General features: G+C 71.7%; 24 protein-coding genes. 6 read left to right on the top strand and 18 right to left on the bottom strand.

The genetic code is table 11. The annotated features are described in order from the left end of the window. Positions 1-45 precede the first annotated feature (45 nt). The 9 genes from BCF44_RS31420 to BCF44_RS31380 form a co-directional block, all read right to left on the bottom strand. Positions 46-1035 carry a pirin family protein gene (locus BCF44_RS31420; protein ID WP_116178024.1) on the bottom strand — a complete coding sequence of 330 codons (990 nt, stop codon included), beginning with the start codon at positions 1033-1035 and terminating at the stop codon, positions 46-48. Positions 1036-1060: 25 nt separating this feature from the next. After that, positions 1061-1747, bottom strand: coding sequence for a sirohydrochlorin chelatase (locus BCF44_RS31415; protein ID WP_116178023.1), 687 nt, complete (start codon positions 1745-1747; stop codon positions 1061-1063). Beyond that, positions 1747-2859 carry a uroporphyrinogen-III synthase gene (locus BCF44_RS31410; RefSeq protein WP_116178022.1) on the bottom strand — a complete coding sequence of 371 codons (1113 nt, stop codon included), beginning with the start codon at positions 2857-2859 and terminating at the stop codon, positions 1747-1749. The genes BCF44_RS31415 and BCF44_RS31410 overlap by 1 nt, the downstream gene beginning before the upstream one ends. Beyond that, positions 2856-3197 carry a nitrite reductase small subunit NirD gene (nirD, locus tag BCF44_RS31405; protein WP_116178021.1) on the bottom strand — a complete coding sequence of 114 codons (342 nt, stop codon included), beginning with the start codon at positions 3195-3197 and terminating at the stop codon, positions 2856-2858. The genes BCF44_RS31410 and nirD overlap by 4 nt, the downstream gene beginning before the upstream one ends. Next, positions 3194-5638, bottom strand: coding sequence for a nitrite reductase large subunit NirB (gene nirB, locus BCF44_RS31400; protein ID WP_116178020.1), 2445 nt, complete (start codon positions 5636-5638; stop codon positions 3194-3196). The genes nirD and nirB overlap by 4 nt, the downstream gene beginning before the upstream one ends. Positions 5639-5737: 99 nt before the next feature. Beyond that, complete coding sequence (locus tag BCF44_RS31395; protein WP_116178019.1) at positions 5738-6535, bottom strand: TIGR02569 family protein; 798 nt, start codon at positions 6533-6535, stop codon at positions 5738-5740. 206 nt (positions 6536-6741) lie between these two features. Further along, positions 6742-7914: an adenylyltransferase/sulfurtransferase MoeZ gene (gene moeZ, locus BCF44_RS31390; RefSeq protein WP_116178018.1), complete on the bottom strand. Its 1173-nt coding sequence runs from the start codon at positions 7912-7914 to the stop codon at positions 6742-6744. 103 nt (positions 7915-8017) lie between these two features. Continuing rightward, positions 8018-9139 carry a DUF3152 domain-containing protein gene (locus BCF44_RS31385; protein WP_116178017.1) on the bottom strand — a complete coding sequence of 374 codons (1122 nt, stop codon included), beginning with the start codon at positions 9137-9139 and terminating at the stop codon, positions 8018-8020. A 46-nt stretch (positions 9140-9185) separates the two neighbouring features. After that, positions 9186-10208 carry an alpha/beta fold hydrolase gene (locus BCF44_RS31380; protein WP_116178016.1) on the bottom strand — a complete coding sequence of 341 codons (1023 nt, stop codon included), beginning with the start codon at positions 10206-10208 and terminating at the stop codon, positions 9186-9188. A gap of 153 nt (positions 10209-10361) precedes the next feature. On the opposite strand from BCF44_RS31380, the gene BCF44_RS31375 reads away from it, so the two are divergent. Further along, entirely contained in the window at positions 10362-10988 is a 627-nt protein-coding gene (locus BCF44_RS31375) for a TetR/AcrR family transcriptional regulator (protein WP_116178115.1), read from the top strand. Positions 10989-11375: 387 nt separating this feature from the next. Here the strand turns inward: BCF44_RS31375 and BCF44_RS31370 are convergent, their stop codons facing one another. Genes BCF44_RS31370 through BCF44_RS31360 form a run of 3 tightly spaced genes read right to left on the bottom strand, consistent with a single transcriptional unit; the run spans position 11376 to position 14031 of the window. Continuing rightward, the gene (locus BCF44_RS31370; protein ID WP_116178015.1) at positions 11376-12257 is read right to left on the bottom strand and encodes an AurF N-oxygenase family protein; all 882 of its coding nucleotides are present in this window, start codon (positions 12255-12257) and stop codon (positions 11376-11378) included. Then, the gene (locus tag BCF44_RS31365; RefSeq protein WP_246015774.1) at positions 12254-13135 is read right to left on the bottom strand and encodes an alpha/beta fold hydrolase; all 882 of its coding nucleotides are present in this window, start codon (positions 13133-13135) and stop codon (positions 12254-12256) included. Before BCF44_RS31365 ends, BCF44_RS31370 begins: the two co-directional genes overlap by 4 nt. Beyond that, positions 13132-14031 carry an AurF N-oxygenase family protein gene (locus BCF44_RS31360; protein WP_116178013.1) on the bottom strand — a complete coding sequence of 300 codons (900 nt, stop codon included), beginning with the start codon at positions 14029-14031 and terminating at the stop codon, positions 13132-13134. The genes BCF44_RS31365 and BCF44_RS31360 overlap by 4 nt, the downstream gene beginning before the upstream one ends. 69 nt (positions 14032-14100) lie before the next feature. On the opposite strand from BCF44_RS31360, the gene BCF44_RS31355 reads away from it, so the two are divergent. Together BCF44_RS31355 and BCF44_RS31350 are read left to right on the top strand one after the other, a co-directional pair. Further along, entirely contained in the window at positions 14101-14856 is a 756-nt protein-coding gene (locus BCF44_RS31355; RefSeq protein ID WP_211353297.1) for a TetR/AcrR family transcriptional regulator, read from the top strand. Continuing rightward, the gene (locus tag BCF44_RS31350; protein ID WP_116178011.1) at positions 14834-15148 is read left to right on the top strand and encodes a DUF4873 domain-containing protein; all 315 of its coding nucleotides are present in this window, start codon (positions 14834-14836) and stop codon (positions 15146-15148) included. The genes BCF44_RS31355 and BCF44_RS31350 overlap by 23 nt, the downstream gene beginning before the upstream one ends. A 74-nt stretch (positions 15149-15222) precedes the next feature. Here BCF44_RS31350 and BCF44_RS31345 read toward each other — a convergent pair whose 3' ends face one another. Then, positions 15223-15444, bottom strand: a complete 222-nt coding sequence (locus BCF44_RS31345) for a DUF3107 domain-containing protein (RefSeq protein WP_116178010.1) — start codon at positions 15442-15444, stop codon at positions 15223-15225. A gap of 211 nt (positions 15445-15655) precedes the next feature. Continuing rightward, positions 15656-16312, bottom strand: coding sequence for a ferritin-like fold-containing protein (locus tag BCF44_RS31340; protein ID WP_116178009.1), 657 nt, complete (start codon positions 16310-16312; stop codon positions 15656-15658). Between the two features lie 323 nt (positions 16313-16635). Here BCF44_RS31340 and BCF44_RS31335 point away from each other — a divergent pair, with 323 nt between their 5' ends. The 3 genes from BCF44_RS31335 to BCF44_RS31325 are packed head-to-tail and all read left to right on the top strand — an operon-like array spanning position 16636 to position 20608. Further along, entirely contained in the window at positions 16636-18285 is a 1650-nt protein-coding gene (locus tag BCF44_RS31335; RefSeq protein ID WP_211353306.1) for a DEAD/DEAH box helicase, read from the top strand. A gap of 5 nt (positions 18286-18290) precedes the next feature. Then, positions 18291-19670 carry an Rv3212 family protein gene (locus BCF44_RS31330; RefSeq protein ID WP_147328703.1) on the top strand — a complete coding sequence of 460 codons (1380 nt, stop codon included), beginning with the start codon at positions 18291-18293 and terminating at the stop codon, positions 19668-19670. Between the two features lie 44 nt (positions 19671-19714). After that, on the top strand, positions 19715-20608 hold the full coding sequence (locus BCF44_RS31325; RefSeq protein ID WP_116178006.1) for an alpha/beta fold hydrolase: 894 nt from the start codon (positions 19715-19717) through the stop codon (positions 20606-20608). Between the two features lies 1 nt (position 20609). On the opposite strand, the gene BCF44_RS31320 is transcribed toward BCF44_RS31325, so the two are convergent. The 4 genes from BCF44_RS31320 to BCF44_RS31305 are packed head-to-tail and all read right to left on the bottom strand — an operon-like array spanning position 20610 to position 23260. Then, entirely contained in the window at positions 20610-20918 is a 309-nt protein-coding gene (locus tag BCF44_RS31320; protein ID WP_170217843.1) for a hypothetical protein, read from the bottom strand. A 14-nt stretch (positions 20919-20932) separates the two neighbouring features. Next, positions 20933-21739, bottom strand: a complete 807-nt coding sequence (locus BCF44_RS31315) for a RecB family exonuclease (RefSeq protein WP_116178004.1) — start codon at positions 21737-21739, stop codon at positions 20933-20935. A gap of 46 nt (positions 21740-21785) precedes the next feature. Next, positions 21786-22403 (bottom strand): MarC family protein, encoded by a 618-nt coding sequence (locus BCF44_RS31310; protein WP_281283158.1) that lies wholly within the window; start codon positions 22401-22403, stop codon positions 21786-21788. Beyond that, entirely contained in the window at positions 22400-23260 is an 861-nt protein-coding gene (locus tag BCF44_RS31305; RefSeq protein WP_116178113.1) for a PHP domain-containing protein, read from the bottom strand. The genes BCF44_RS31310 and BCF44_RS31305 overlap by 4 nt, the downstream gene beginning before the upstream one ends. Positions 23261-23366 lie beyond the last annotated feature (106 nt).

Genomic DNA, 23366 nt, shown 5'->3' with positions numbered 1-23366 from the left:
CTCAACCGGGTTCCCGAATCGGGCCCGATCGAGCGGCCGTTGAGGTCAGAGATCGGTGTCGGCGTCGCTGCGGTGGGCGAGGTGCTGGGGCTGCACGGTGGCCAGCCGCCCGGCCTGGAAGTCGTCCATGGCCTGGTAGATCTCTTCCTTGGTGTTCATGACGAACGGGCCGTAGCGCGCGACCGGCTCGCGGATGGGGCGACCGCCGAGCACGAGCACGTCCATGGCGTTGGCGGCGGCCTGCGGCTGGGTGTCCGCGGCACGGAGCGTGACGGCCTCGCCGAAGCCGAAGTCGGCGAGTTGCCCTTCCTCGATGGGTCGCCCCTCGCGACCGACGGTGCCGCGACCGGACAGCACGTACACCATGGCGTTGAAGTTGGTGGGCCAGCGCATGTCGAGCTGCGCGCCGGCGGCGACGGTGGCGTGCAGGTAGATGATCGGTGTGTACGTGTCGCCGGGCCCCTTGTGCCCGTCGAGGTCGCCGGCGATGACACGAACCAGCGCCCCACCGTCCGTGCTCGACACCAGTGCGGCATCTCGCGCACCGATGTCCTGGTACCGGGGCGGCGTCCACTTGGCGGCCCTGGGCAGGTTGACCCACAGCTGCACGCCGTGGAACAGGCCGCCCTTGGCCACGAGCTCCTGCGACGGCAGTTCGCTGTGCAGCACCCCCGCGCCGGCGGTCATCCACTGGGTGGCACCGTCGGTGATGATGCCGCCGCCACCGGTGGAGTCCTCGTGCTCGAAGACGCCGTCGATCATGTACGTGACGGTCTCGAAGCCCCGGTGCGGATGCCACGGCGCGCCCTTGGCCTCGCCGGGGCCGTACTCGACGGCCCCCATGTGGTCGAGCAGCAGGAACGGGTCGGCCAGTGGCATCTCGGCGCTCGGGAACGGCCGGCGGACCTGGAATCCCTCGCCCTCCAGGAACTTGCCCGCGGTGACGACCTTCAGCACGGGCCGCCACTCGATGGTGACGGCGGGCAGCTCGGGCAGCCGCGGCAGGGTCAGCGTGTCGGCGGTGACGGCGGGCATGAGGGGCCTCCTCGTCGGGATGTGCCTACTGTCCCACCAACATTGTTGAGAGGTCAACTATTCCGGCGTCCTGTGCGCGCCGGACGATCAGGTCGACGACGCGGGGATGACCGCCGATGGGCTCCGACACCAGGTCGGCGCCCATGTCGGCGAGCCGCTGGTGGAACAGGCCGGGCGCGAGCAGCCACGACGCGATGGCGACCGGGCCGGCCGAACAAGCGGCCACCGCCGCCGGCACCGAGGGCTGGGCGGAGGTGATGAAGCCGACCTGCACGTCCGAGCCGGTCAGCAGCGACAACCGCCGGGCGGCGCGGTGGACGTCGGCGACGGCCCGCGCATCGGACGAGCCGGCGGCGGCGAGAACGACGGCGTTCCCATGCTCCCACCCGGCACCGACAAGGCGGGCGTACACGGCGTCGAGCATCAACAGAGCGGGGCCGAGGGCCGGCGTCACCACCACGGACGAGCAGCCGGACGCCAGAACCTGGGACGGCACGTCGACGCGCACGTGATAGCCGGCGGCGAGGAACAGCGGCACGACAACGGCGGAGTCGACCGAGCGGAGGACGTCGGCGAGCGACGGCGAACGGACATCGACGTAGGCGACCTCGACGTCGACGGCCAGGCGTTGCCGAACGGCGGCGGCGATGTCCTCCACGACTAGGGCGCCGGCCGGGTCCCGGGTGCCGTGAGCGGCCAGCACCAGCGTCATCAAGCCTCCAAGGCCAACCGATAACCACGTTTCACGACGGTCTGCACGAGCCGAGGCTCCCCGAGGGCGGTGCGAAGCCGCCCGACGGCGGTCTCGACGGCGTGTTCCTGCACGGGAGTGGAATCCCGCTGGAGCGCGGCCATGAGCCGCTGCCGCGACACGACGTGCCCGGGCTGCTCGGCCAGCGCCCGCAGCACGGCCATGGGCGCGGGAGCGATGGGCCGAAGATCGCCGTTGACGATGACGGCCTGGCCCCGCACCTGCACATCGGCGGTGGCGAACCGGATCCGCTGCGCCCGGGCGGGCAGCTCGACGGCCAGCGTCCGCGCCAGGGCGCCGATCCGCGCCCGGTCGGGGATCACGCACGGCACGTTGTACGGCGTGAACGGCCCGGCGCAGATGGTGCCGACACAGGCGACGAGGATGTCGCTGCGCAGCGCGGTCACCACGGCCTCGCGCCGGCCGGTGGCCTTGGCGCGCGCCAGAGTTGACGCGACGGCAGGCGCGCTGGTGAAGACCAGGGCGTCCACCTGCCGTCCGACGATGGCGTCCAGCAGCCGATCCAACGGGTTGGTGTCGGCGGGGGCGGTCCACCGGTAGACGGACAGCTCCGTCACGTCCGCGCCGGCGTTGCGCAGCGCGTTGACGAAGTCCGGCAGCGGCTCGCCGTGCAGCTGCACCGCGATCCGCTTGCCGGCGACGCCCTTGTCGAGCATGTAGGCCAGCAGCTCGGCGTTGCTCTCGGACTCGGGCGCCCACGCCTCCGACAGCCCGGCCGCCCGCACCGCGCCCCGGACCTTGGGGCCCCGGGCCAGCACCTCGGCGTCGCCGAGGTGCTTGATCAGGTCCTCGCCGAGACCCCACCCGTCGGCGGCCTCGATCCAGCCCCGGAAGCCGATCGCCGTAGTGACCACGACGATGTCCACCGGCCGGGTCATCAGCTGCTCGGTGCCGGCCCGCAGCTGGGCGTCGTCGAGCAGCGGCACGATCCGGATCGCCGGCGCGTGCTGCACCGCCGCGCCGCGCCGGACCAGCAGCGCGGCCAGCTCTTCGGCCCGCCGCGCGGCGGTGAGCCCCACGGTGTAGCCGGCGAGCGGGTCGACCTCAGTCACGGGGAGCCCACCCGGACGTACCCGTCCCAGACGTCGACCGGATAGGTGGCCACGTTGACCTCGACGTCGTCCACGCACCGGCCGGTGGCCAGCTCGAAAGCCTGCTTGTAGACGGGCGAGACGACGACGGGCACGCCGCCACGATCGCCGACGATGCCGCGGGAGAGCACGGCCGCGCAGCTGAACGGGTCATGGTTGGACAATACGTGGAGACCGTCCTGCGTGCGGAACACCGCGACCTGTTCGCCGGACGCCAGCAGCGCGGCGACGCCCCGCCCGGGCAGCAGGTCCTCGTAGCGGCAGACGGTGGTCCAGGTGCGTTCCTGTACGGCAGTCATCGGGCCGACACCTCCGGGATTCCGAGCTTGACGGGTACACGCTGACCGCGCTCCTCGCGGAACGAGATCGTGGGGTCGGGCACGCCGGGCGCGTTCACGAACGAGCTGAACCGCGCCAGCTTGACCGGGTCCTCGAGCACGCCACGCCACTCGTCGGCGTAGTCGCGCACGTGGGCCGCCATGGCGGCCTCGAGGTCGGCGCAGATGCCCAGGCTGTCGTTGACGATCACGTCCCGCAGGTGGTCGAGGCCGCCCTCCATGGCCTCGAGCCACGCGGACGTGCGCTGGAGACGGTCCGCGGTGCGGACGTAGAACATGACGAACCGGTCGATGATCCGGACCAGCTCCACGGTGTCCACATCGGACACGATCAGGTCGGCGTGCCGGGGCGTGAAGCCGCCGTTGCCGCCCACGTAGAGGTTCCAGCCGTGCTCCGTGGCGATCACGCCGAAGTCCTTGCTGCGCGCCTCGGCGCACTCCCGGGCGCAGCCGGAGACGCCGGCCTTGAGCTTGTGCGGCGAGCGCAGCCCGCGGTAGCGCAGCTCCAGCTCGATGGCCAGGCCGACGGAGTCCTGCACGCCGTAGCGGCACCACGTGCTGCCGACGCAGGACTTGACGGTGCGCAGCGCCTTTCCGTACGCGTGGCCGGACTCGAAGCCGGCGTCGACGAGCCGGCGCCAGATCAGCGGCAACTGGTCCACGGTCGCCCCGAACAGGTCGATGCGCTGCCCGCCAGTGATCTTCGTGTAGAGCCCGAAGTCCTGGGCGACCTCGGCGATCACCATCAGCTTCTGCGGGGTGATCTCGCCACCGGGGATGCGCGGCACCACCGAGTAGGTGCCGTTGCGCTGGAGGTTGGCCAGGAAGTGGTCGTTGGTGTCCTGGAGGGCGGCCTGCTCGCCCTCCAGCACGTGCCCGCTGTTCAGCGAGGCCAGGATGGAGGCGACGACCGGCTTGCACAGGTCGCAGCCGCTGCCGGTGCCGTGCTCGGCGACCAGCTGGCTGAACGTGCGGATGTTCGTCGCGCGGATGATCTCGAACAGCTCCGCCCGGGACTGGGTGAAGTGCTCGCACACCGCCTTGGACTGCTCGACGCCGCAGCTGGTGAGCAGCTGCTTGAGCGTCGGCACGCAGGATCCGCAGCCGGTGCCGGCCTTGGTGCACGTCTTCAGCGACGGCACGTCGGCGCACCCGCCGCCGATCGCCTTGACTATGTCCGCCTTGGTGACGCCGTGGCAGGAGCAGACCTGGGCGTCGTCGGGCAGCGCGGTGTTGGTGGCGGCGCCGGCCGGGGCGATCAGCGAGCCGGGGTCGGCCGGGAGCGGGCGGCCGACAAAGGCGCGGAGCGTGGCGTACGCGCCGGCGTCGCCGACGAGGACGCCGCCGAGCAGGGTCCGGGCGTCGTCGGAGACCACGATCTTCTTGTACGAGCCGGAGACCGGGTCGTTGTGCACGACCTCGAGGGCGCCCGGCGAGGTCGCGTGGGCGTCGCCGAAGCTGGCCACGTCCACGCCGAGAAGCTTGAGCTTGGTCGAGGTGTCAGCGCCGGGAAAGGCCTTGGTTCCACCGAGAAGCCGGTCGACGACGACGTCGGCCATCGCGTAGCCGGGGGCGACCAGGCCGTAGACGCGGCCGTCGATGCAGGCGCACTCGCCGACGGCGTAGATCGACTCGTCCGAGGTGCGGCAGCCCTCGTCGACGACGATGCCGCCGCGTTCGCCGATCTCCAGCCCCACAGTGCGGGCGAGGTCGTCACGGGGACGAACACCGGCGGAGAAAACCACTATGTCGGCGGGAAGTTCGCTGCCGTCGGACAGCACCACGCGGTCGTCCTCGACGCCGGCGACCGAAACTCCACAGTGGACATCGAGGCCGAGTCGCAGGACCTCGCGGCGCAGCAGGGCGCCGCCGCCCTCGTCGATCTGCAACGGCATCAGCCGCGGCGCCAGCTCCACGACCTGCGGGCGAACCCCCATGAGCCGTAAGGCATTCGCCGCTTCGAGGCCGAGCAGGCCGCCGCCGATCACCACGCCGTTCACGCCGCCGTGGGCCCGGATCGCGTCCAGGTCCTCGATGGTCCGGTACACGTAGCAGTTCGCGCGGTCGTGGCCGGGAACCGGCGGCACGAACGGATACGAGCCGGTGGCCAGCACCAGGGCGTCGTAGTCCTGCACGAAACCCTGCTCCGTCACGACCTTGCGGGCGGCGCGGTCGATCTCCACGACCTTGTCGCCGAGCCGGGTCTCCACGTCCACCGGCGCCAGCTCCAGCTTGCCGGCGTCCCAGCCGTCCACGTACGAGGACAGCGCCACCCGGTCGTAGGCCGGACGCGGCTCCTCCGCCAGCACGACGATCCGCCAGTCGCCGCCGCGTTCGGTGAGCGTGCGCACGAGGTGGTGGCCCACCATCCCGTTGCCGATCACGACCAGTGTCCGCGTCATGGGGCCAATGCTGTGCAGAATCCGTGACCCCGCGGCGTCACCCGCGTTGCACGCGAGTTACGTGGTCCTCCCACCGCAGGTCAGAACGTGGTGCGAGGCTCAGACCAGGTCGAGGATCTGGGTGGTGGCCCGCTCCAGCCCGCGCAGCGACTGGGGCGTCGAGCGCGGGTGCAGGGCGTGCACCGCCAGCCGGAACAGCAGCGCCCGGACCAGCGCCTGCGGCCATTCCGACAGGTGCGCCCAGCGCTTGAGGATGCCCTGGTCCGCGCCGCCCCAGGCCAGCGCGTCGACCACGATCACCGCCGCCGCCCACTCCGGCGGCCGCCAGAACGGCGCGAAGTCGGTCAGCGCCGGCGGCGAGTCCCCCGCGAACAGCACGTTGCCGAACAGATCGCCGTGCACCACCTGGGACTTCAGCCCGATCGGCACCCGCGTCGGGCTCACCAGCTCGAACAGCCGGCCGCCCTTGTCGTGATCCAGTTCGACGAGCTCCTCGCCCCATGCGGCGCGGTCGGCCGTGGCGAAGACGTCCTTACGGGCCTCGAGGAAACGCGGCCGCGGCATGGTGTCGGTGGACCCGTGCAGGCGCACCGAGACCGCCACCACCTCGTCGTGCCGGGGCTCCGCGCGACCGGACAGGTATCGGGTGGCGGACCAGCCGCCGACGACCCAGCGGCCGTCCGTCGAGCGCAGCGGGCGGCCGAGCCGGAGGTTGTCCACGGCCAGCCCGTCCAGCGTCTGCGCCACCCAGGCCGCCTCCGCCGGGTTGGGCGCCGGGCGGATCGCCGCGTCGCCGCAGCGCCACACCGGACCGCCGTCGATCAGCTCCGGCTCGCTGCCCCTCGCACCGAAGGCCGCGCACACATGGGGCGGCGGAGGCTGCGGGGAGGTCGTCACGGGGAGCGACGCTACCTTGTGCCCCCGACGAATTGGGGGACCGCCACAGGGTCAATCGCGAGGCCCCGCCGATGCTTCGCCCGCACGCCGGATTTCGATCGCCGCCACCCGACGCGCCCCACCAGGGAGCCGATGCGGCGGTCGAAATCCGGCAAGGGCGAGGCATCGGCCCCGAAGGGGCCGAGCCCCGCCCGGAACGGGCGGCATCAATACGTCGGCAGGCTGGGGTCGACCTCGCGGGCCCAGGCCAGCACGCCGCCACCGACGTGCACGGCGTCCTTGAAGCCGGCCTGGTGCAGCGCGGCCAACGCCTCCGCGGACCGGGCGCCGGACTTGCAGTGCAGCACCAGCGGCTTGTCCTGCGGCAGCTCGGCGAACGCCTCGCCGGACAGGATCCGGTCCTTGGGGATCAGCACCGAGCCCGGGATCTTGACGATCTCGTACTCGTGCGGCTCCCGCACGTCGACCAGCAGGAAGTCGTCACCCGCGTCGATCTTCTGCTTGAGCTCGAGCGGCGTGATGGTGTGGCCGGCGGCGGCGGACCGGGCGTCGTCGGACACGACACCGCAGAACGCCTCGTAGTCGATCAGCTCGGTGATCGGCTTGGCCTCCGGATCCTTGCGGATCTTGATCGTCCGGTACGTCATCTCCAGCGCGTCGTACACCATCAGGCGGCCGAGCAGCGTCTCACCGATGCCGGTGATCAGCTTGATCGCCTCGGTCACCATGATCGAGCCGATGGACGCGCACAGCACGCCCAGCACGCCGCCCTCCGCGCAGGAGGGGACCATGCCGGGAGGCGGCGGCTCCGGGTAGAGGTCGCGGTAGTTCAGGCCCTGGCCGTTGGGCGCGTCGTCCCAGAACACGCTGGCCTGGCCCTCGAACCGGAAGATCGAGCCCCACACGTAGGGCTTGCCCAGCAGCACGGCGGCGTCGTTGACCAGGTACCGGGTGGCGAAGTTGTCGGTGCCGTCCAGGATCAGGTCGTAGTCCCGGAACACGTCCAGCGCGTTCTCCGAGTCCAGGCGCAGCTGGTGCAGGTTCACCTTGACGAACGGGTTGATCTCGGCGATGGCGTCGCGGGCCGACTCGGCCTTGGGCCGCCCGACGTCGGACTGTCCGTGGATGACCTGGCGCTGCAGGTTGGACTCGTCGACGACGTCGAACTCCACGATGCCGAGCGTGCCGACCCCGGCCGCGGCCAGGTACAGCAGGGCCGGGCTGCCGAGGCCGCCGGCGCCGACCACCAGCACCCTGGCGTTCTTCAGCCGCTTCTGCCCGTCCACCCCGACGTCCGGGATGATCAGGTGGCGGCTGTAGCGCTCGACCTCTTGTTTGGTCAGCTCCGCGGCTGGCTCAACGAGCGGCGGAAGCGGCATCTGCTCCTCCTCGACGCAGGGGGAATTCATCCTGCCCCCTCTGCAACGTCCAGACTGCCCCAGTGTCTTCCCGCTGGGAAACCCGTCCCACCCTATGGGCGGACTACTGCGTGGGCTGCCCGCCGGGCGCGCCCTGCGGGTTCGGCCAGGCGTTGGGCCGGCACACCTTGCCGTCCTTCTGCACCGCGGTCCGGTTGAACGGGTCGACCTGGTTGAGCTGCCACACGTAGTCGTCGGACACACCGAAGGTCTGCTGCATCATCACCGGCGCCAGCCCGCCGTCGGTGCCACAGCCCACGTGCGGGTTGCCGAACACGTGGCCGACCTCGTGGTTGATGGCGTACTCGCGGTACAGGCCGATGTCGCCGTTGAAGGCCATCGCGCCGCGGATCCATCGGGCCAGGTTGATCACCACGCGGTTCTGGTCGGCGTTCCAGCACGACGCCTCGTACTGGATCTGGTAGCCGCACATGTCCGGCCGGTGGTCGGTGTTGGGCGTGGTGAGGCTGACGATGAAGTCGGGGTTCTTGAAGTCCGGGCCCACCCGCTGGAGCGAGATCGAGCCGCTGCCGATCCAGCTGCGCGGATCGGACAGGATGTTCTCCACGGTCTTCGCGTACGCGTCGTCGCCGCCGTAGACCGTCGGATCGATGCCGTCCTCGACGGCCACCTGGTAGCGGTACAGGTGCGGGCCGTTGCCGACCTTGGCGCCGCTGCCCGGCACGAGGTGCCAGGTCCCGGTGCCGGCCTGCGGGAAGTTGTCCCCCTGCGGCAGCACGGCGGTGCCGTTCTTGGGGTCGACCGGCACGGCCTTGTTCTCGGTGGCCACCGGTGGGCCGCTGGTGGTCGTCGTGGGACTCTGGCCGGCGAAGCCGTCCAGGCCGCTGCCGCCCGGGCCGGGCGCCGGCGAGCGGGCCACGTTGAACACCACCAGCGCCGTCACGACGACCAGCACCGGCAGCGCGTACACCCGCCAGCCGTACGTGGCGGCGAAGCCCTTCACGCCCTTGCGGGGCTTGCCGCGACCGGGCTCGGCCTTGCCCTCGCCGCGCTCGGGCCGCCAGGACGCCGTCAGCGGCTGCGCCGCCGTTCGGCGGCCGCCGCTGCTGTAGCGCTCCTCCGGGGGACGGCGGGTGACGGCAGGACGGATCGGCGACACGTTGCTGGGCGTGGGCTTGGCGGGGCTGCCCTCACCGCCACGGCCTTCCTGTGTCGTCCGAGTCACCGGCCCAGAGTGCCACAGTTGTGACGGACCGCCGCGCAGGCGGGCCTCACCACCGGTCGCGGTCGACCGATTCCCACATGCCCAGCACGGCCCGGGCGACCGTGACCGGGCGCTCGATCTGGGCGCAGTGTCCGACCCTCGGCAGCACCAGCAGCCGGCCGCGTTGCAGCAGCTGAGCGGTCCTCGGCGCCTTGCGCACGCTGACCAGGCGGTCCTGGTTGCCCCACACCACCAGGGACGGCGCGGTGACCTTGGGCACCACCCGCCAGAGCGACCTGTTGGCCGGCACCAACCAAGATCGAATCAACCCGATCGTGGTGGCGGCGAGCGCGCCCCGGTAGTACGGCAGGCCGTTGCGCTCGATCGTCTCGCGCACGCCCTCGTCGATGCGGTGCTCGGGGATCAGGCCCGGCTGGGCGAAGCACAGCCGGAGGATCTGGAGGGACTGCTCGCGGGGCGTCAGCCGGCTGCGGAACCGCCGGCCGATCACCGGCAGGTACGTCAGCGGCAGCTTCGGGTTGGCGCAGCGCCGGGGGTCCGGCCGCAGATCCGGGACGGCCGGGGAGATCAGCGTCATCGAGCGCACCAGGTCCGGCCGCTGGGCCGCGACGGCCAGGGCGATCGCGCCGCCCATGGAGTTGCCGAACAGGTGCACCGGGCCGTCCAGGCCGGCGAGGAAGCGGACCACCGTGTCGGTGTGGGTGGTCATGCTGAAGTCGTAGCCGTCCGGCGGCGCCGTGCGGCCGAATCCCGGCAGGTCGAGGGCGATGCAGTTGACCCGGGAGGCCAGCTGGCCCATGAGGTCGGTCCAGTTCGTGGACGAGCCGCCGAGGCCGTGCACGAAGACCGCGGTCGGGGCGGCCGGGCCCGGGCCGGGCGCGCGGCGGACGTGCAGCGTCAGGCCGCCGGACGTCATCATCTCGCCGGGCCAGGGCGGGATCGTCAGATCGAGCGCGGGCAGCGTCGCGGTGGACAGCGGCACGTTCGTCAGCGACTGCGTCCGCGGGCGCGTCGGCAGAGTCAGCGGGATGCCGGCCCCGAGCGGCGCGGCCGAGGATACGGTCGTCATGCCACCAGGATGCCTGTTGTTCACCTCAATAGCGAAGTCCGGACACCTTCTGTACATGTCTGGACGCAGGGAAGTCACCACACGGCACTACCGGCGAGTAAGGTTTGTTGACCCCGTCGCCACGGCCACGGAGTGACGCTTGTGGGAGGCGAGATGACGGAGACGGCACAACAGGGCATCGGGCGTGGCGTGCGGCTGCCCAGGTCGGCACGACGCGCCCAGCTGCTGGCCGCCGCGCAGGACGTGTTCGTGGCAAACGGTTACCACGCCGCCGCCATGGACGAGATCGCCGAGCGGGCGGGCGTCAGCAAGCCCGTGCTGTACCAGCACTTCCCCGGCAAGCTGGAGCTCTACCTGGCGCTGCTCGAGAGCCACGTCGACGCGCTGGTCGCCGCGGTGCGCGAGGCCATGGAGTCCACCACCGACAACAAGCAGCGCGTGATGGCCGCCGTCGGCGCCTTCTACGACTTCGTCGACAACGAGGGCCAGGCGTACCGGATGGTGTTCGAGTCCGACCTGCGCGGCGAGCCGGCCGTGCAGCAGGCCATCGAGCGGGCCACCTCCGCCAGCGTCGACGCCATCACCGAGACGATCATGGCCGACGCGGCGCTGGACCGGGACCGGGCGCGGCTGCTGGCCGTCGGCCTGACCGGGTTGAGCCAGGTCACGGCCCGGTTCTGGCTGGACACCGACCGCCGGGTGTCCAAGGAGGACGCGGTGGCGATGATCTCCACCCTGGCCTGGCGCGGCATCGGCGGCGGCTTCCCCCTGCAGCACTGAGTCATTGCCGCGCGTTCCGCGCGGGGCTCGGCCCCTTTGGAGCCGATGCCTCGCCCTTGCTGGATTTCGAACGCCGCATCGGCTCCGTGGTGGGTGCGTGTGTGGCGGCGATCGAAATCCAGCAACCGTGCGAAGCATCGGCGGGGCCTCGCGAATGTCGGGCTGCCGGATGCACACCGCGGAGGCCTCGCATCGGTCGCCTGCGGGACCAACGGCACCTGACGACGCCTCTGACCAATGGATTCGCGCGGCCCGGCAACAAAGCAGCCCCCACCCATCCCTGGGGGCCGGCCCCGCTCCATCCTATCGCCGGGGGCGTCCGGGCGATCTTGGAACGGGGCCGCCTGTGGACAAGTCGGGGCCTGTGGACAGCGGGGAATCGGCAGGTCAGACCAGTCCGACCGCCTGCCACACGCGGCGGCTGGGGCCGCCGATGAGGTCGTTCTCGTCGAGGAAGGACACCAGCTTCGAGCCGGCCCAGCGGATGGTGTCCCGGTGGTGCGGATTCGCCCACGCCACCCGCCGCGCCTCGTACGGGTCGAGCCCGACCGACCGGTACACCTTGGGGTGCACCAGCGCCCGGGTGACGATGAACGCGGTCCGGGCGAGCATGGCGCGGTGGTAGGCGAGGCCGGCCCGTGACAGCTTGGGCGTGTCCCGCAGCACCTCCTCCCGCGCGTACCGCACGTGCCGGGCCTCCTCGATGACGTGGATCCGGTTCACCATCCGCACCAGCGGTTGCACGGTGTCGTCGTTCATCGACTCCCGCTGCAACGCGTCGGTGATCTCCTCGGCGACCAGGATCCCCGCGTACATGGACGGTCCGAAGGCGATCGACTTGAACAACCGGCCGAGCCGCTGGGCGGTCTGGCCGGGCCCGTACGCGGGGCAGCCGACCCGCTCGATCAGCCGCGCGAACATCACCGAGTGCCGGCACTCGTCGGCGACCTCGGTGAGCGCGTACTGGGTGTGCCGGGTGAGCGGATCGGCGTTGTAGGAGTGCCGGACCAGCAGCTCCATCAGGATCACCTCGAACCAGATCCCGACCGACGCGATGCTGGCCAGCTCGTGCTTGGTCAGCTCGATCCGCTGCTCCTGCGTGAGCCCTTCCCACAGCGGCGTCCCGTACAGCGTGCACCGGTGCGCCGGCAGGAAGTACTTGTCCGGCGCCAGCGGCGCCTCCCAGTCGATGTCGACGTCGGGGTCGTAGGAGTTGCGGGCCGAGGAGTTGAGCAGCCGCTCGGCGGTCCGCTCGCGGTCGGCGATCATGCCAGTCCTCCGATCCTGGTGGTCACTTCCAACGAGCGTTCGAGCGGCAGCATGTGCCCGGCCCCGGGATAGATCACCAGCTCGGCGGCCGGCAGCTCGGCGGCGATCACCCGGGAGTGCCCGGGCGGGGTGAGCCGGTCGGCGCCGCCGGCGAGCACGACGGTCGGAATCCCGCCGTACACGGCCAGCGCGGCCCGACGGTCGTGCTCGCTCAGGGAGAACCGGAAGCCCGCCATGGACGCCGGATGCACGCGGGCGACCTGCTCGGCCGTGGCAGCAACGTCCTGTCGGCGCGGCCGGCGACCGAACAGCAGCCAGCGCAGGCCGGGTTCCGCGAGCCGCGGCTTGTGCAGCAGCGCGCGGTGCTCCATCTTCGCCAGCCGCAGGTTGACGACGCGTTCGCCGCGACGGACCACCCGCGCGACCGGCTCCGGCAGTCCGAGCGACAACGCGTCCAGGCCACCGGAGGAGGTCGCCACGAAAGCGGCCCCCGTCACGCGAGACGCCACCAGGTCGGGGTTTCGCTCCGCCAGCGCCATCATCGTCATGCCGCCGATGGAGTGGCCGGCCAGCACGATCCGGCCGGTCGGCACCCGGTCCGCGATCAGCTCGGCGAGATCGTCCGCGAGCTGGGCGATCGTCGCCGTGCCGCGGGGCGCGGGCGACGAGCCGCCATGTCCGCGGTGATCGAACCGAAGCACCCGGACCGTCCGCGACAGCGTCGCCGCCACGCGGTCCCACGAGGTGTGGTCCAGGGTCCAGGCGTGCACCAGCACCACCGTCGTCTGCGCGTCGGCCGGCCCCTCGTCGACCACGTGCAGAGCGGTGCCGTCGGAGGTGACGAACCGGCTGCGCGCGGCCACGTCCCAGGGCGTCACCGAACGAGGAAGGACTTGCGCCACAACGACATCCCCGGGTTGCCGACGAGACCCACCTCGTCGAGGAAGCTCACGATCCGCTCACCGGCCCAGTGGATGGTGTCGCGGTAGTGCGGGTTGTGCAGCGCCGCCTGCTCGCCGACCTTCGGGTCGATCCCGACGGCGGCGTACACGCGCGGGTTGATGATGCTGCGGCAGATGAAGAAGCCCACCAACGCGATCAGCTCGCGCTGGTACATCAGCTCGGCGCGGCCCATGTTCTCCATGCCGCGCACGACCTCCTCGCGGGCGAACCGGACGTGCCGGGCCTCCTCGAGGACGTGGATGCGGTTGACCATGCGGACCAGCGGCTGCACCGACTCGTCCTGCATCGCCTCGCGCTGCATGCGGTCCAGGACCTCCTCGGCGATGAGGATCGAGCCGTACATCGCCGGGCCGTAGCCGATGGTCGGCAGCAGCTTACCCAGTCGGTGCACGTACCGGCGCGGCCCGTAGGCGGGGCAGCCGATGCGTTCCACCATGCGCGCGAACATCGTCGAGTGCCGGCACTCGTCAGCGACCTCGGTGAGGGCGTACTGTGCGTGCCTCGTGGTGGGATCGGCGTTGTAGACAGCCTTGACCAACATCTGCATCAGCAGCACCTCGAACCACAGGCCGACGGAGGCCACGCTGGCCACCTCGTGCTTGGTCAGTTCGATGCGCTGCTGCTCGGTCAGGCCGTCCCACAGCGCCGTGCCGTACAGCGAACTGCGGTGTTGCGGGATGTAGTACTTGTCCTCGGCCAGCGGCGCCGCCCAGTCGATGTCCACCTCGGGGTCGTAGAACCGGTCGGCCGAGGAGTTGAGCAGCCGTTCGGCGGTCTTCTCCCGGTCGGCGACCTTCAACGATCGAGCCATCGCTCCTCCGCTCGGTCCAGTCGGATTAGTGTTACCGGAAGTAACGGTAACTCTGGTAGCGTGGGTCACATGGCTCGAGCTGTCAAGAGGTCCTCGGACGGCGGGGACGCGCGCCGCGAGCGGTGGCGGGCGCACCGCGAGGCCAGGCGCGAGGAGTTCGTCGACGCCACCATCCGCGCGCTCACCAAGCACGGGCCGGACGTCGGCATGGACGAGATCGCGGCCGAGGCGGGCGTGACCAAGCCGGTGCTCTACCGGCACTTCGCCGACAAGTCCGACCTGTACCTGGCCGTAGGCCAGCGCGGCACCGACCTGCTGATGAACCGGCTCAAGCCGGCCCTGGTGGACGAGGGCACGCCGTACGAGCGGATCTACCGCGCGGTCGACTCGTACCTGGCCACCATCGAGGAGTTCCCCGAGCTCTACCACTTCGTGGTGCGGCGGTCGTTCACCGACAAACCGGTCGAGACCGACATCGCCACCGAGGACAAGCGGATCATCGCCAACACGCTGGCCCGCCTGCTCGGCGACTACCTGCGGGCGTTCGACATGGACTCCGGCGGCGCCGAGCCCTGGGCGCACGCGGCCGTCGGCATGGTGCAGGCAGCGGGCGACTGGTGGCTGGAGCGGCAGTCGATGACCCGGCAGAGCCTGAGCGACTACCTCACCAAGATCATCTGGTTTGCGGTGGACGGCCTGCTGCGCTCCGGCGGCATCGCGATCGACCCGCAGGTGCCGCTGAGCCTCCAGCCGAACCCGCCGCTGCGGCTGGTGGAACCCGACACGCAGGGAGAGGACGGCGATGACCGACGAGCACGGGGATGAGGGCTACGCCGGCGACGCCGTGCTGGTCGACGGCGAGCGCGAGCTGAAGGTGCGCGCCGTGCTGCGCGGCCACTTCCAGCCCATCGACGGCTACTACCACTGGTACGGCCGCCTCGACGCCGACCCGGCGGTGACCGACCTGGTCGAGGGCGGCCGCCGCGAACTGCTGCTGCGGACGCCGGAGGGCGAGGCGACGGCGACGCTGTCCGATCCGGACCCGTGGCAGCGCTACCGCGTCACCGGCACGTCCCGGCCGCCGTTCGCGGTGGAGACGGCGCCGGCCCACGACTGACGGTTCGGACTGTTCCGGACACTGCGACGGCCCAGGCGGCAGGGATGCCGCCCGGGCCGTTCGCGGCTGGCGTCCTAGGCGAAGCCCACCTTGCGCTGGTCGGCGGCGCCGATCTCGACGTAGGAGATCCGCGACGACGGGACCACGAAGCGGCGGCCCTTCTCGTCGACCAGCGTCAGCACCGCCCGCTTGCCGTCCAACGCGTCGGCGACGAGCGCCTCGACCTCGTCCGGCGACAGGTCGCTGGCGACAAGGAGCTCCCGTGCGCTCTCAACGACGCCGATCTTGATCTCCACGCTGACCTCCGGATCCGAACATGCTCTCGCCGACCAGGCTAGTAGAACGAACCGTCCCCCCATGCCACCGACCCATCCGCCATCGGCGAACACCCCCGCGAGTCGCGCTCACGGACACAAGGAATGCAGGTTTCAGGCACATCTGAGACCCGAGGCTCGTTTCTGCCCGAAACTGACATTCGGGGTGTCCCAGAGCGCGACTCGCGGGGATTCAGCCGAGGCCTAGGGCGGACATGCGTTTGGTGTGGGACTGCTGGAGGCGGCGGAACAGGGCGCCGATGCCGGCCAGGTCGCCGGAGCCGCGGATGATCAGCTCGGCCAGCCCGTCCCGCTCGGCCACCACGTGCTGGGCCTGCGTCAACGCCTCGCCCAGCAGCCGCCGGCCCCACAGCGTGAGCCGGTCGCGGACCTTGCGGTCGTCCTCGCAGGCGGCCTTGACCTCGCGCTCGGCGAACGCCGAGTGCCCGGTGTCGGCCAGCACCTCCAGCACCAGCTTCTGGGTCGGCTCGTCCAGCCAGCCGGCGACCTCCCGGTAGAAGTCGGCGGCCAGCCCGTCGCCGACGTAGGCCTTCACCAGTGATTCGTGCCACGACCGCGGCGCGGTGGAGGCGTTGAACGCGTCGAACGCGCCCGCGAACGGCGCCATCGCGTCCGCCACGGCCACGCCGTGCTCCCCCAGGTACCGCTCCAGCAGCTGGTAGTGGCCGATCTCGGCGGCCGCCATGCTGGACAGCGCCGCCCGCCCCGCCAGCGTCGGCGCGCTGCGGGCGTCCTCGGCGAGCCGGTCGAACGCCGACAGCTCGCCGTATGCCAACACCCCCAACAGATCCGCGACGCCCTCAGCCAGAACCTCGTCCGCCTCGCTCATGTGCGCAGAGCCTAGCCGCCGCGGGGCGCGCCAAAACCACGTCCGGGCAGGTAGACTCCGGCCCTGACGCCTGGTAATGGCGGCGGCGCGACCTGGGGACGACCCCCACGAGTCCCACCTCATCACCGGGCTGACCGAGCACGGCGGCCCCATCGCCGCCATGCGGACAGGGTGCGCGCACGACAACCTCGTCGGCCCTCCCGCGGCCCGCCGGGCGAGACACAACGTCCCGGCCGTGGTCGAGCGGCCCAGCCAGGCCGGTGCGCGCTGGTACGAGAGAGGCGATCACTCTGACCGTCAGCAACAACACCCGGCTGGACCCGGTGACGCTGGAGCACAGCGAGGCCGGCCTGCCCGAGGTCGACACGTCCCATCCGCTGACCGCCGGCGCCCCCGTGCGCACGGAGGCGCCGACCTTCGCCGAGCTGGGCGTGCGCGAGGAGATCGTGCGCGCGCTGGCCGAGGCCGGCATCGAACGCACGTTCGCGATCCAGGAACTGACCCTGCCGATCGCGCTCGCCGGTGACGACGTCATCGGCCAGGCCCGCACCGGCACCGGCAAGACCCTGGGCTTCGGCGTGCCGCTGCTCCAGCGCGTCGTCACGCCGGGCGACGGCGTGCCGCAGGCCCTGGTCGTGGTGCCCACGCGCGAGCTGTGCCTCCAGGTCACGCACGACATCTCCGACGCCGGCAAGCACCTCGGCGTGCGGGTCGAGGCCATCTACGGCGGCCGCCCGTACGAGCCGCAGATCGCCGCCCTGCGCAAGGGCGTCGACGTGGTCGTCGGCACGCCCGGCCGGCTGCTGGACCTGGCCGAGCAGCGCCACCTGGTGCTGGGCAAGGTCCGCAACCTGGTGCTGGACGAGGCCGACGAGATGCTCGACCTGGGCTTCCTGCCCGACATCGAGCGCATCCTGCGGATGGTCCCCGACGAGCGGCAGACGATGCTGTTCTCGGCCACCATGCCCGGCCCGATCATCAAGCTGGCCCGCACGTTCCTGAACCAGCCGACGCACATCCGCGCCGAGGAGAACGACGCCGGCGCGATCCACGAGCGGACCAAGCAGTTCGTCTACCGGGCGCACTCGCTGGACAAGGCCGAGCTGATCGCCCGCGTGCTCCAGGCCCGCGACCGCGGCCTGACGATGATCTTCACCAAGACCAAGCGGACCGCCCAGAAGATCTCCGACGACCTGGTCGAGCGCGGTTTCGCCAGCGCCGCCGTGCACGGTGACCTGGGCCAGGGCGCCCGCGAGCAGGCGCTGCGCGCGTTCCGCTCGGGCAAGGTCGACGTGCTGGTCGCCACCGACGTCGCCGCGCGCGGCATCGACGTCGAGGGTGTGACGCATGTCATCAACTACCAGTGCCCCGAGGACGAGAAGACCTACGTGCACCGCATCGGCCGGACCGGCCGGGCCGGTCGCGAGGGCGTGGCCGTCACGCTGGTCGACTGGGACGAGGAGCCGCGCTGGAAGCTCATCTCCGACACGCTCGGCCTGGGCATCCCGGAGCCGGTGGAGACCTACTCCACCTCCGACCACCTGTTCACCGACCTGGACGTGCCGACCGACGTGACCGGCCGGCTGCCGCTGAGCCAGCGCACCCGCGCCGGGCTGGCCGCCGAGGTCGAGGAGGACCTGTCGGGCGGCAAGAAGGCGCGCGGCCGCAGCCGTAGCCGCAGCCGGGGCGGCGCGTCCCGCCCGGCCGGTCAGGGCCCGACCGGGCAACAGGGCCAGGCCTCCGACGGCGAGCAGGGCGAGACCAAGCCGCGTCGCAAGCGCCGCCGCAGCCGCGGCGGTGTGGACCAGGGCGAGGGCGCTCCCGCCGCCGAGGCCCAGGCCAGCGCTTCGGACGGCGACGACACGCCCAAGGCCGACCGGCCGCGCCGGGTGCGCCGCCGTCGCCGCGCGGGCGCCGACGTGGCCGCGGGCGACCAGGCCAACACGGGCGACACGGAGCGTTCGGCAGACTAGGGCCCGTGGAGAGCCCCGAGCAGAGCGCACCCGTGGCCGCCGAGGTCGAGGAGGACGTGCTCGACGAGTCCGCCGAGCACGTCCCGCCGCCGGCGCCCCCGGGTCCGCGCACGCGGTTCCGACGCAAGCGCGACTACGCCGTGGTCGTGCTGATCGTGCTGGTCGTCGCCGCCGGCGGCACGCTGTGGTGGAAGACCAGCGACGCCGCCGCGACGGCGTCGGTGACCGGCTCGGGCGACGTGACCGTGCCGCCGAAGCCGACGTCGGTGCCGCCGGAGTTCAAGGAGCTGTGGCGGGCGGCCAGCGGCGCCACGAAGGACCCCGTGGCGGTCGGCCCGTCCGTCGTGACGGGCGACCAGCACACCGTGACCGGGCGTGACCCGGTCACCGGGGCGGCGCGGTGGAGCTACGACCGCAGCAACCTCGACCTGTGCACGGTCATCGCCGCCTGGGGCAAGGCGCTCGCCGTCTACCACAAGACGCACAACTGCAGCGAGGTCACCGAGCTGGACGGCGTGACCGGCAAGCGCGGCGCGCAGCGCAACGGCGACGCCGAGCTGAACACCCAGCTCATGTACGACGGCACCTACGTCTCCAGCAGCGGCACCAAGCTGGTCGACACGTGGCGGTCCGACCTGGTGCAGACCCAGCAGTACGGCACCGTTACGGCGATCGTGAACCACGACAAGCAGCCGCGGCTGAACTGCGTGTACAGCTCGGAGCTGGCCGGCCCCGGCCTGCTGGGCGTGATCGAGCGCTGCCCGGACGAGCAGTACAACCGGTTCACCCTGCTGCGGCCGGGCGGCACCGACAACGACGCGGAGCGGCCGAACGTGCTGTTCAGCGTGCAGGTGCCGGGCGACGGCGGCCGGATCGTGGCGCTGACCGACCAGCGTGAGGCGATCGCGCTGCCCAATCCGGCCCGGCTGGTGATCTGGAACAACACCGGTTCGCAGATCGAGACCGTGCCGCTCGACAACGTCGACCTGACGGCCACGCCCGACTCGCAGGTGCAGTCGACGGTGGCGATGACCTGCATCCAGACGCCCGATCAGTCCGGCAAGTGCGAGCCGAACAGCTGGACCACCACCAACACCGGCGGCGCGCGGGTGATCACCTGGTTCACCGGCGCCAAGACGGTGGCGCTGTCCGGGTCCACCCTCGAGCCACTGTGGACGATGGACGCCTTCGGCGCCGGCACGGTGTACGCGGACAAGATCCTCGTGCCCGTCCCGGGTGGACTGGCCTCAATGGATCCGGTGACCGGGGTGCGCGGCACGGACGTGAAGGTGGACCGCAAGGGCTACCAGGGGCAGGTGCGGCTGACCACGCTCGGCAACGTGCTGGTGGAGCAGCGTGGCGACACTCTCGTCGCCATGCGCTGATCCGGTACTACACGCTGCGTGCACGGTGCGGCAGACTCCCAGCCATGAGCGCCGCGCCACCGTCTCAGCTGACCGCCAACCGCGCCGCCCGGGTGGACCTGCCCGGACGGTACGGGCCGATCGCCGCGCTGCGGGCGCCCGCCGCCGGCGCGGACCTGGGCGCGACGGCGCTGCTGGTGCCCGGCTACACCGGCTCCAAGGAGGACTTCGCGCCGCTGGTCGATCCGATCTCGGACGCCGGCATGGAGGTGCTGGCGATCGACATGCCCGGCCAGTACGAGTCGCCGGGGCCGGAGCAGGAGTCCTCGTACCGGCCGGCGCCGCTGGGCACGGTGCTGGCCGATCTCGTCGCCAAGATCGTCGCCGACGGCCGGCGGGTGCTGCTGCTCGGGCACTCCTACGGCGGCCTGGTGGTGCGCGCCGCCGTGCTGGCGCACGCCCCCGTCACCGGCCTGACGCTGATGGACTCCGGGCCGGCCGAGCTGCCGCCGGGTGACCGCCGCAGCGCCCTGGACACGGGCGAGGTGATCCTGCGTGAGCACGGCGTGGAGGCCGCGCACCAGGTGCTGGAGTCCCGCGCCGCGGAGGACCCGGGCTGGGCGGACGTGCCGGTCGAGCTGAAGGAGTTCAAGCGCAAGCGGTTCCTGCGCTCCACGCAGGCGGGCCTGCTCGGCATGGCCGACGGCCTGCGCTACGAACCGGACCTGGTGACCAAGCTGGCCGCCGCCCTGCGCACCGCGGGCGCGTCGGCGCTGGTGATCTGCGGCGAGCAGGACGACGCGTGGTCGGTGGCCTCGCAGCGGGACATGGCCGACCGGCTCGACGCCGACTTCGCGGTGGTCACCGGGGCCAAGCACTCCCCCAACACGGAGAACCCGGACGGCCTGCTCGGCACGGTCCTGCCAACCTGGCGGGCCTGGCTGGCCGACGCCCGTTAGGTCAGGACCACCAGAAGAGCCAGAAGGTCAGCGCCGCGTCGACGATGACGGCGAGCGAGGCCAGCACGGAGGCCGCGCCGCCGCGCCGGTCGGCGAGGCGTTGCAGCAGCACGGCGATCACCGCGGCCAGCGCGTGCCCGCCGACGGCCGGCCAGCCCAGGCCGGGATATCCCTGGAACTGGAAGAAGATCTGCGACGCGAGGACGGCGAGCAGCAGCAACACCAGGCATGCGGCCACCGCGCCGCTGGCGCCGCGCAGCGCGCCGCGGCCGGCCGTCTTCTTCGTCGGCTCGGTCATCGTGTCGGTCACGTCACCTCCGTGGACTACGGCGCCAACATGGACCATGGTTCCAGGTCCTCGGCGACGGCGGAGCCCTCCGGACAGCTGCGCCGGAAGTCGCACCAGGAGCACTGCCGGCCCGGCTCCGGCGGGAACAGGATGTCGGCGTCGCCGCCCGCGGCCAGCGTGTCGCCGGCCACCGTCAGTTCGTCGGCGCTCTCCTCGGCGCGGGCCACGTGCCGGGCGAGCGTGTCGTCGGTGTGCTCCCAGGCTGCCACCGACCGTGTCGGCAGGTGGTGAAGTTCGACCCGGTGGCACGGCTTGCGCAGCGTGCGCCGGGCCGCGACCGCGTACAGCGCGAGGGCCTGCGAGCCGCGCGCGTCGTCGGTGGTCAGCGCGTGCCGGCCGGTCTTGTAGTCGACGATCACCAGCTCGCCGTCGCGCACGTCGATGCGGTCGACCCGGCCCTCGGCGATGATCCGGCCCACCGGCGCGGAAACCCAGCGCTCCAGGCCGATCGGGTCCTCGCTGACGTCGGTGTCCTCGACGTAGTGCGCGACCCAGTCCCGGGCCCGATCCCGGTATTCGGCCTGCTGGTCGACGTCGCGGAAGCCGTCGCCCTTCCAGTTGCGGGTGACCATCGACGCGGCCTGCTCCGGCGTGCGGCGCTCGACCGGCAGGTCGAAGAAGGCGCGCAGCGCGTTGTGCACCACCGCGCCGAGCGTGTTGTGCGCCCACGCGCCGGACTTGGGCGGTGTCGGCCGGTCCAGGTAGTTCATCCGGTAGCGGCGGCGGCAGTCCGTCCAGGTGGCGAGCTTGGCGGGCGTGACGCGCACCAGTTTGGGCGGCATGCTCTCGAACAGTCCGAGCTGATCTGGCACCGACCCACCGTAGCGGTCACGCCGCGCCGCCGATGAACCCCTTCACCGACTCGGCCACCAGCTGCACGGCGATGGCGGCCAGCAGCAGGCCGGCGATCTTGGCGACGAGCACGATGCCGCTGTCCTTGATCAGCCGGATCACGATGCCGGAGTAGCGCAGCACCAGGTAGTTGATCAGGTGCACGGTCAGGATCGCCGCAGCCAGCGCCAGGTAGCTGGCGATCTGCCCGTTGGCCTGCCGCACGAACACGATGGTCGCGGCGATCGCGCCGGGGCCGGCCATCAGCGGCGTGCCCAGCGGCACCAGCGCGATGTTGACGTCCTCGACGGCCTGCGGCTCGGTGAGTCCCTTGCCCGTCAACAGGTCCAGCGCGATCAGCAACAGCAGCAGGCCGCCCGCGCCCTGCAGCGCGGGGATGCCGATGCCGAGGTAGGACAGGATCGCCTCGCCGCCGATGGCGAACAGCGAGATCACCGCCAGCGACACCAGCACGCCCTGCCGGGCCGCCTTGTTGCGGGACTCGCGGCTGCGCCGGCCGACCAGGCTCAGGAACACCGGGATGTTGCCGGTGGGGTCCATGATCACGGTCAGCGTGATGGTCGCCGTGAGGTACAGCGTGACGTTGAAGATCACCCGACGACCACCTGGCTTCCGCTCGCCTTGTCGACCAGCGCGTCCAGCATGTCGGGCGCGGTGGTCTCCTGTCCGAGCCTGACGACCTTGTTCGTGCCGTGGTAGTCGCTCGACCCGGTGACGACCAGCGACAGGTCGGCGGCCAGCGCCCGCAGCCGGTCCCGGGTCGGCCGGTCGTGGTCGGGGTGGTCCACCTCGACGCCGGACAGGCCCAGATCGGCCAGGTCGGCGACCACCGAGGCCGTCACGATCGGGCCCCGGGAGCGGGCGAACGGGTGCGCCAGCACGGTGACGCCGCCGGCGTCGGCGATCATGTTGATGGCCGTCTCCACCGGGGTGTCCGTGCGCGGCACGTGATAGCTGCTGCCGGTGCCCAGGTACTTGGCGAACGCCTCGTCCACGCTGCTCACGACGCCGGCACGGATCAGCGCCTGCGCCAGGTGCGGCCGACCGCCGGGCGAGTCGGCCGGCAGCCGGCCCATGACGTCGTCCGCGTCGACGGGAAAACCGTCGGCGGCCATCCGCTCGGCCATCCGCCGCAGCCGCAGCCGGCGCTCCGCCCGCAGCCGGCTCTGCTCCGTCTTGAGCGCCGGCGACTCCGGGTCGAACAGGTAGGCCAGCAGGTGCACGGTGCAGGTGCCGCCGAGACCGTCCGGCGACAGGCAGGACAGCTCCGCCCCCGGCACCAGCCGCACGCCCGGCGGCACCGCCGCGGCCGCCTCGTCCCAGCCGGCGGTGGTGTCGTGGTCGGTGATCGCCACGACGTCGAGGCCGGCGGCGGCCGCGGCCGCCATCAACTCCGCAGGCGAGTCCGTTCCGTCGGACCGGGAAGTGTGGGCATGCAGGTCAATGGGCACCGTGCTAGTTTGCCGCGCGTCCCGCGCGGCGGCTCGGCCGCCCACGAGGCCGATGCCTTCCCTTGTCAGTTTTCGATCAATGGAAAGACTTGATCGAAAACTGCCC

The organism is Kutzneria buriramensis, from assembly GCF_003387475.1.
GTDB classification, from domain to species: domain Bacteria; phylum Actinomycetota; class Actinomycetes; order Mycobacteriales; family Pseudonocardiaceae; genus Kutzneria; species Kutzneria buriramensis.
The sequence above is the reverse complement of the archived record's forward strand: the minus strand, read 5'-3'. Positions and strand labels throughout refer to the sequence as shown.

Bases quoted from the DNA above. Each gene is read 5' to 3' on its own strand.
- BCF44_RS31380 (WP_116178016.1), bottom strand. From the start codon at position 10,208: ATGACGACCGTATCCTCGGCCGCGCCGCTCGGGGCCGGCATCCCGCTG.
- BCF44_RS31315 (WP_116178004.1), bottom strand. From the start codon at position 21,739: ATGCCGCCCAAACTGGTGCGCGTCACGCCCGCCAAGCTCGCCACCTGG.
- BCF44_RS31355 (WP_211353297.1), top strand. From the start codon at position 14,101: ATGGCTCGAGCTGTCAAGAGGTCCTCGGACGGCGGGGACGCGCGCCGC.
- moeZ (WP_116178018.1), bottom strand. From the start codon at position 7,914: ATGCCGCTTCCGCCGCTCGTTGAGCCAGCCGCGGAGCTGACCAAACAA.
- nirB (WP_116178020.1), bottom strand. From the start codon at position 5,638: ATGACGCGGACACTGGTCGTGATCGGCAACGGGATGGTGGGCCACCAC.
- BCF44_RS31350 (WP_116178011.1), top strand. From the start codon at position 14,834: ATGACCGACGAGCACGGGGATGAGGGCTACGCCGGCGACGCCGTGCTG.
- nirD (WP_116178021.1), bottom strand. From the start codon at position 3,197: ATGACTGCCGTACAGGAACGCACCTGGACCACCGTCTGCCGCTACGAG.
- BCF44_RS31360 (WP_116178013.1), bottom strand. From the start codon at position 14,031: ATGGCTCGATCGTTGAAGGTCGCCGACCGGGAGAAGACCGCCGAACGG.
- BCF44_RS31415 (WP_116178023.1), bottom strand. From the start codon at position 1,747: ATGACGCTGGTGCTGGCCGCTCACGGCACCCGGGACCCGGCCGGCGCC.
- BCF44_RS31325 (WP_116178006.1), top strand. From the start codon at position 19,715: ATGAGCGCCGCGCCACCGTCTCAGCTGACCGCCAACCGCGCCGCCCGG.
- BCF44_RS31375 (WP_116178115.1), top strand. From the start codon at position 10,362: ATGACGGAGACGGCACAACAGGGCATCGGGCGTGGCGTGCGGCTGCCC.
- BCF44_RS31420 (WP_116178024.1), bottom strand. From the start codon at position 1,035: ATGCCCGCCGTCACCGCCGACACGCTGACCCTGCCGCGGCTGCCCGAG.
- BCF44_RS31370 (WP_116178015.1), bottom strand. From the start codon at position 12,257: ATGATCGCCGACCGCGAGCGGACCGCCGAGCGGCTGCTCAACTCCTCG.
- BCF44_RS31340 (WP_116178009.1), bottom strand. From the start codon at position 16,312: ATGAGCGAGGCGGACGAGGTTCTGGCTGAGGGCGTCGCGGATCTGTTG.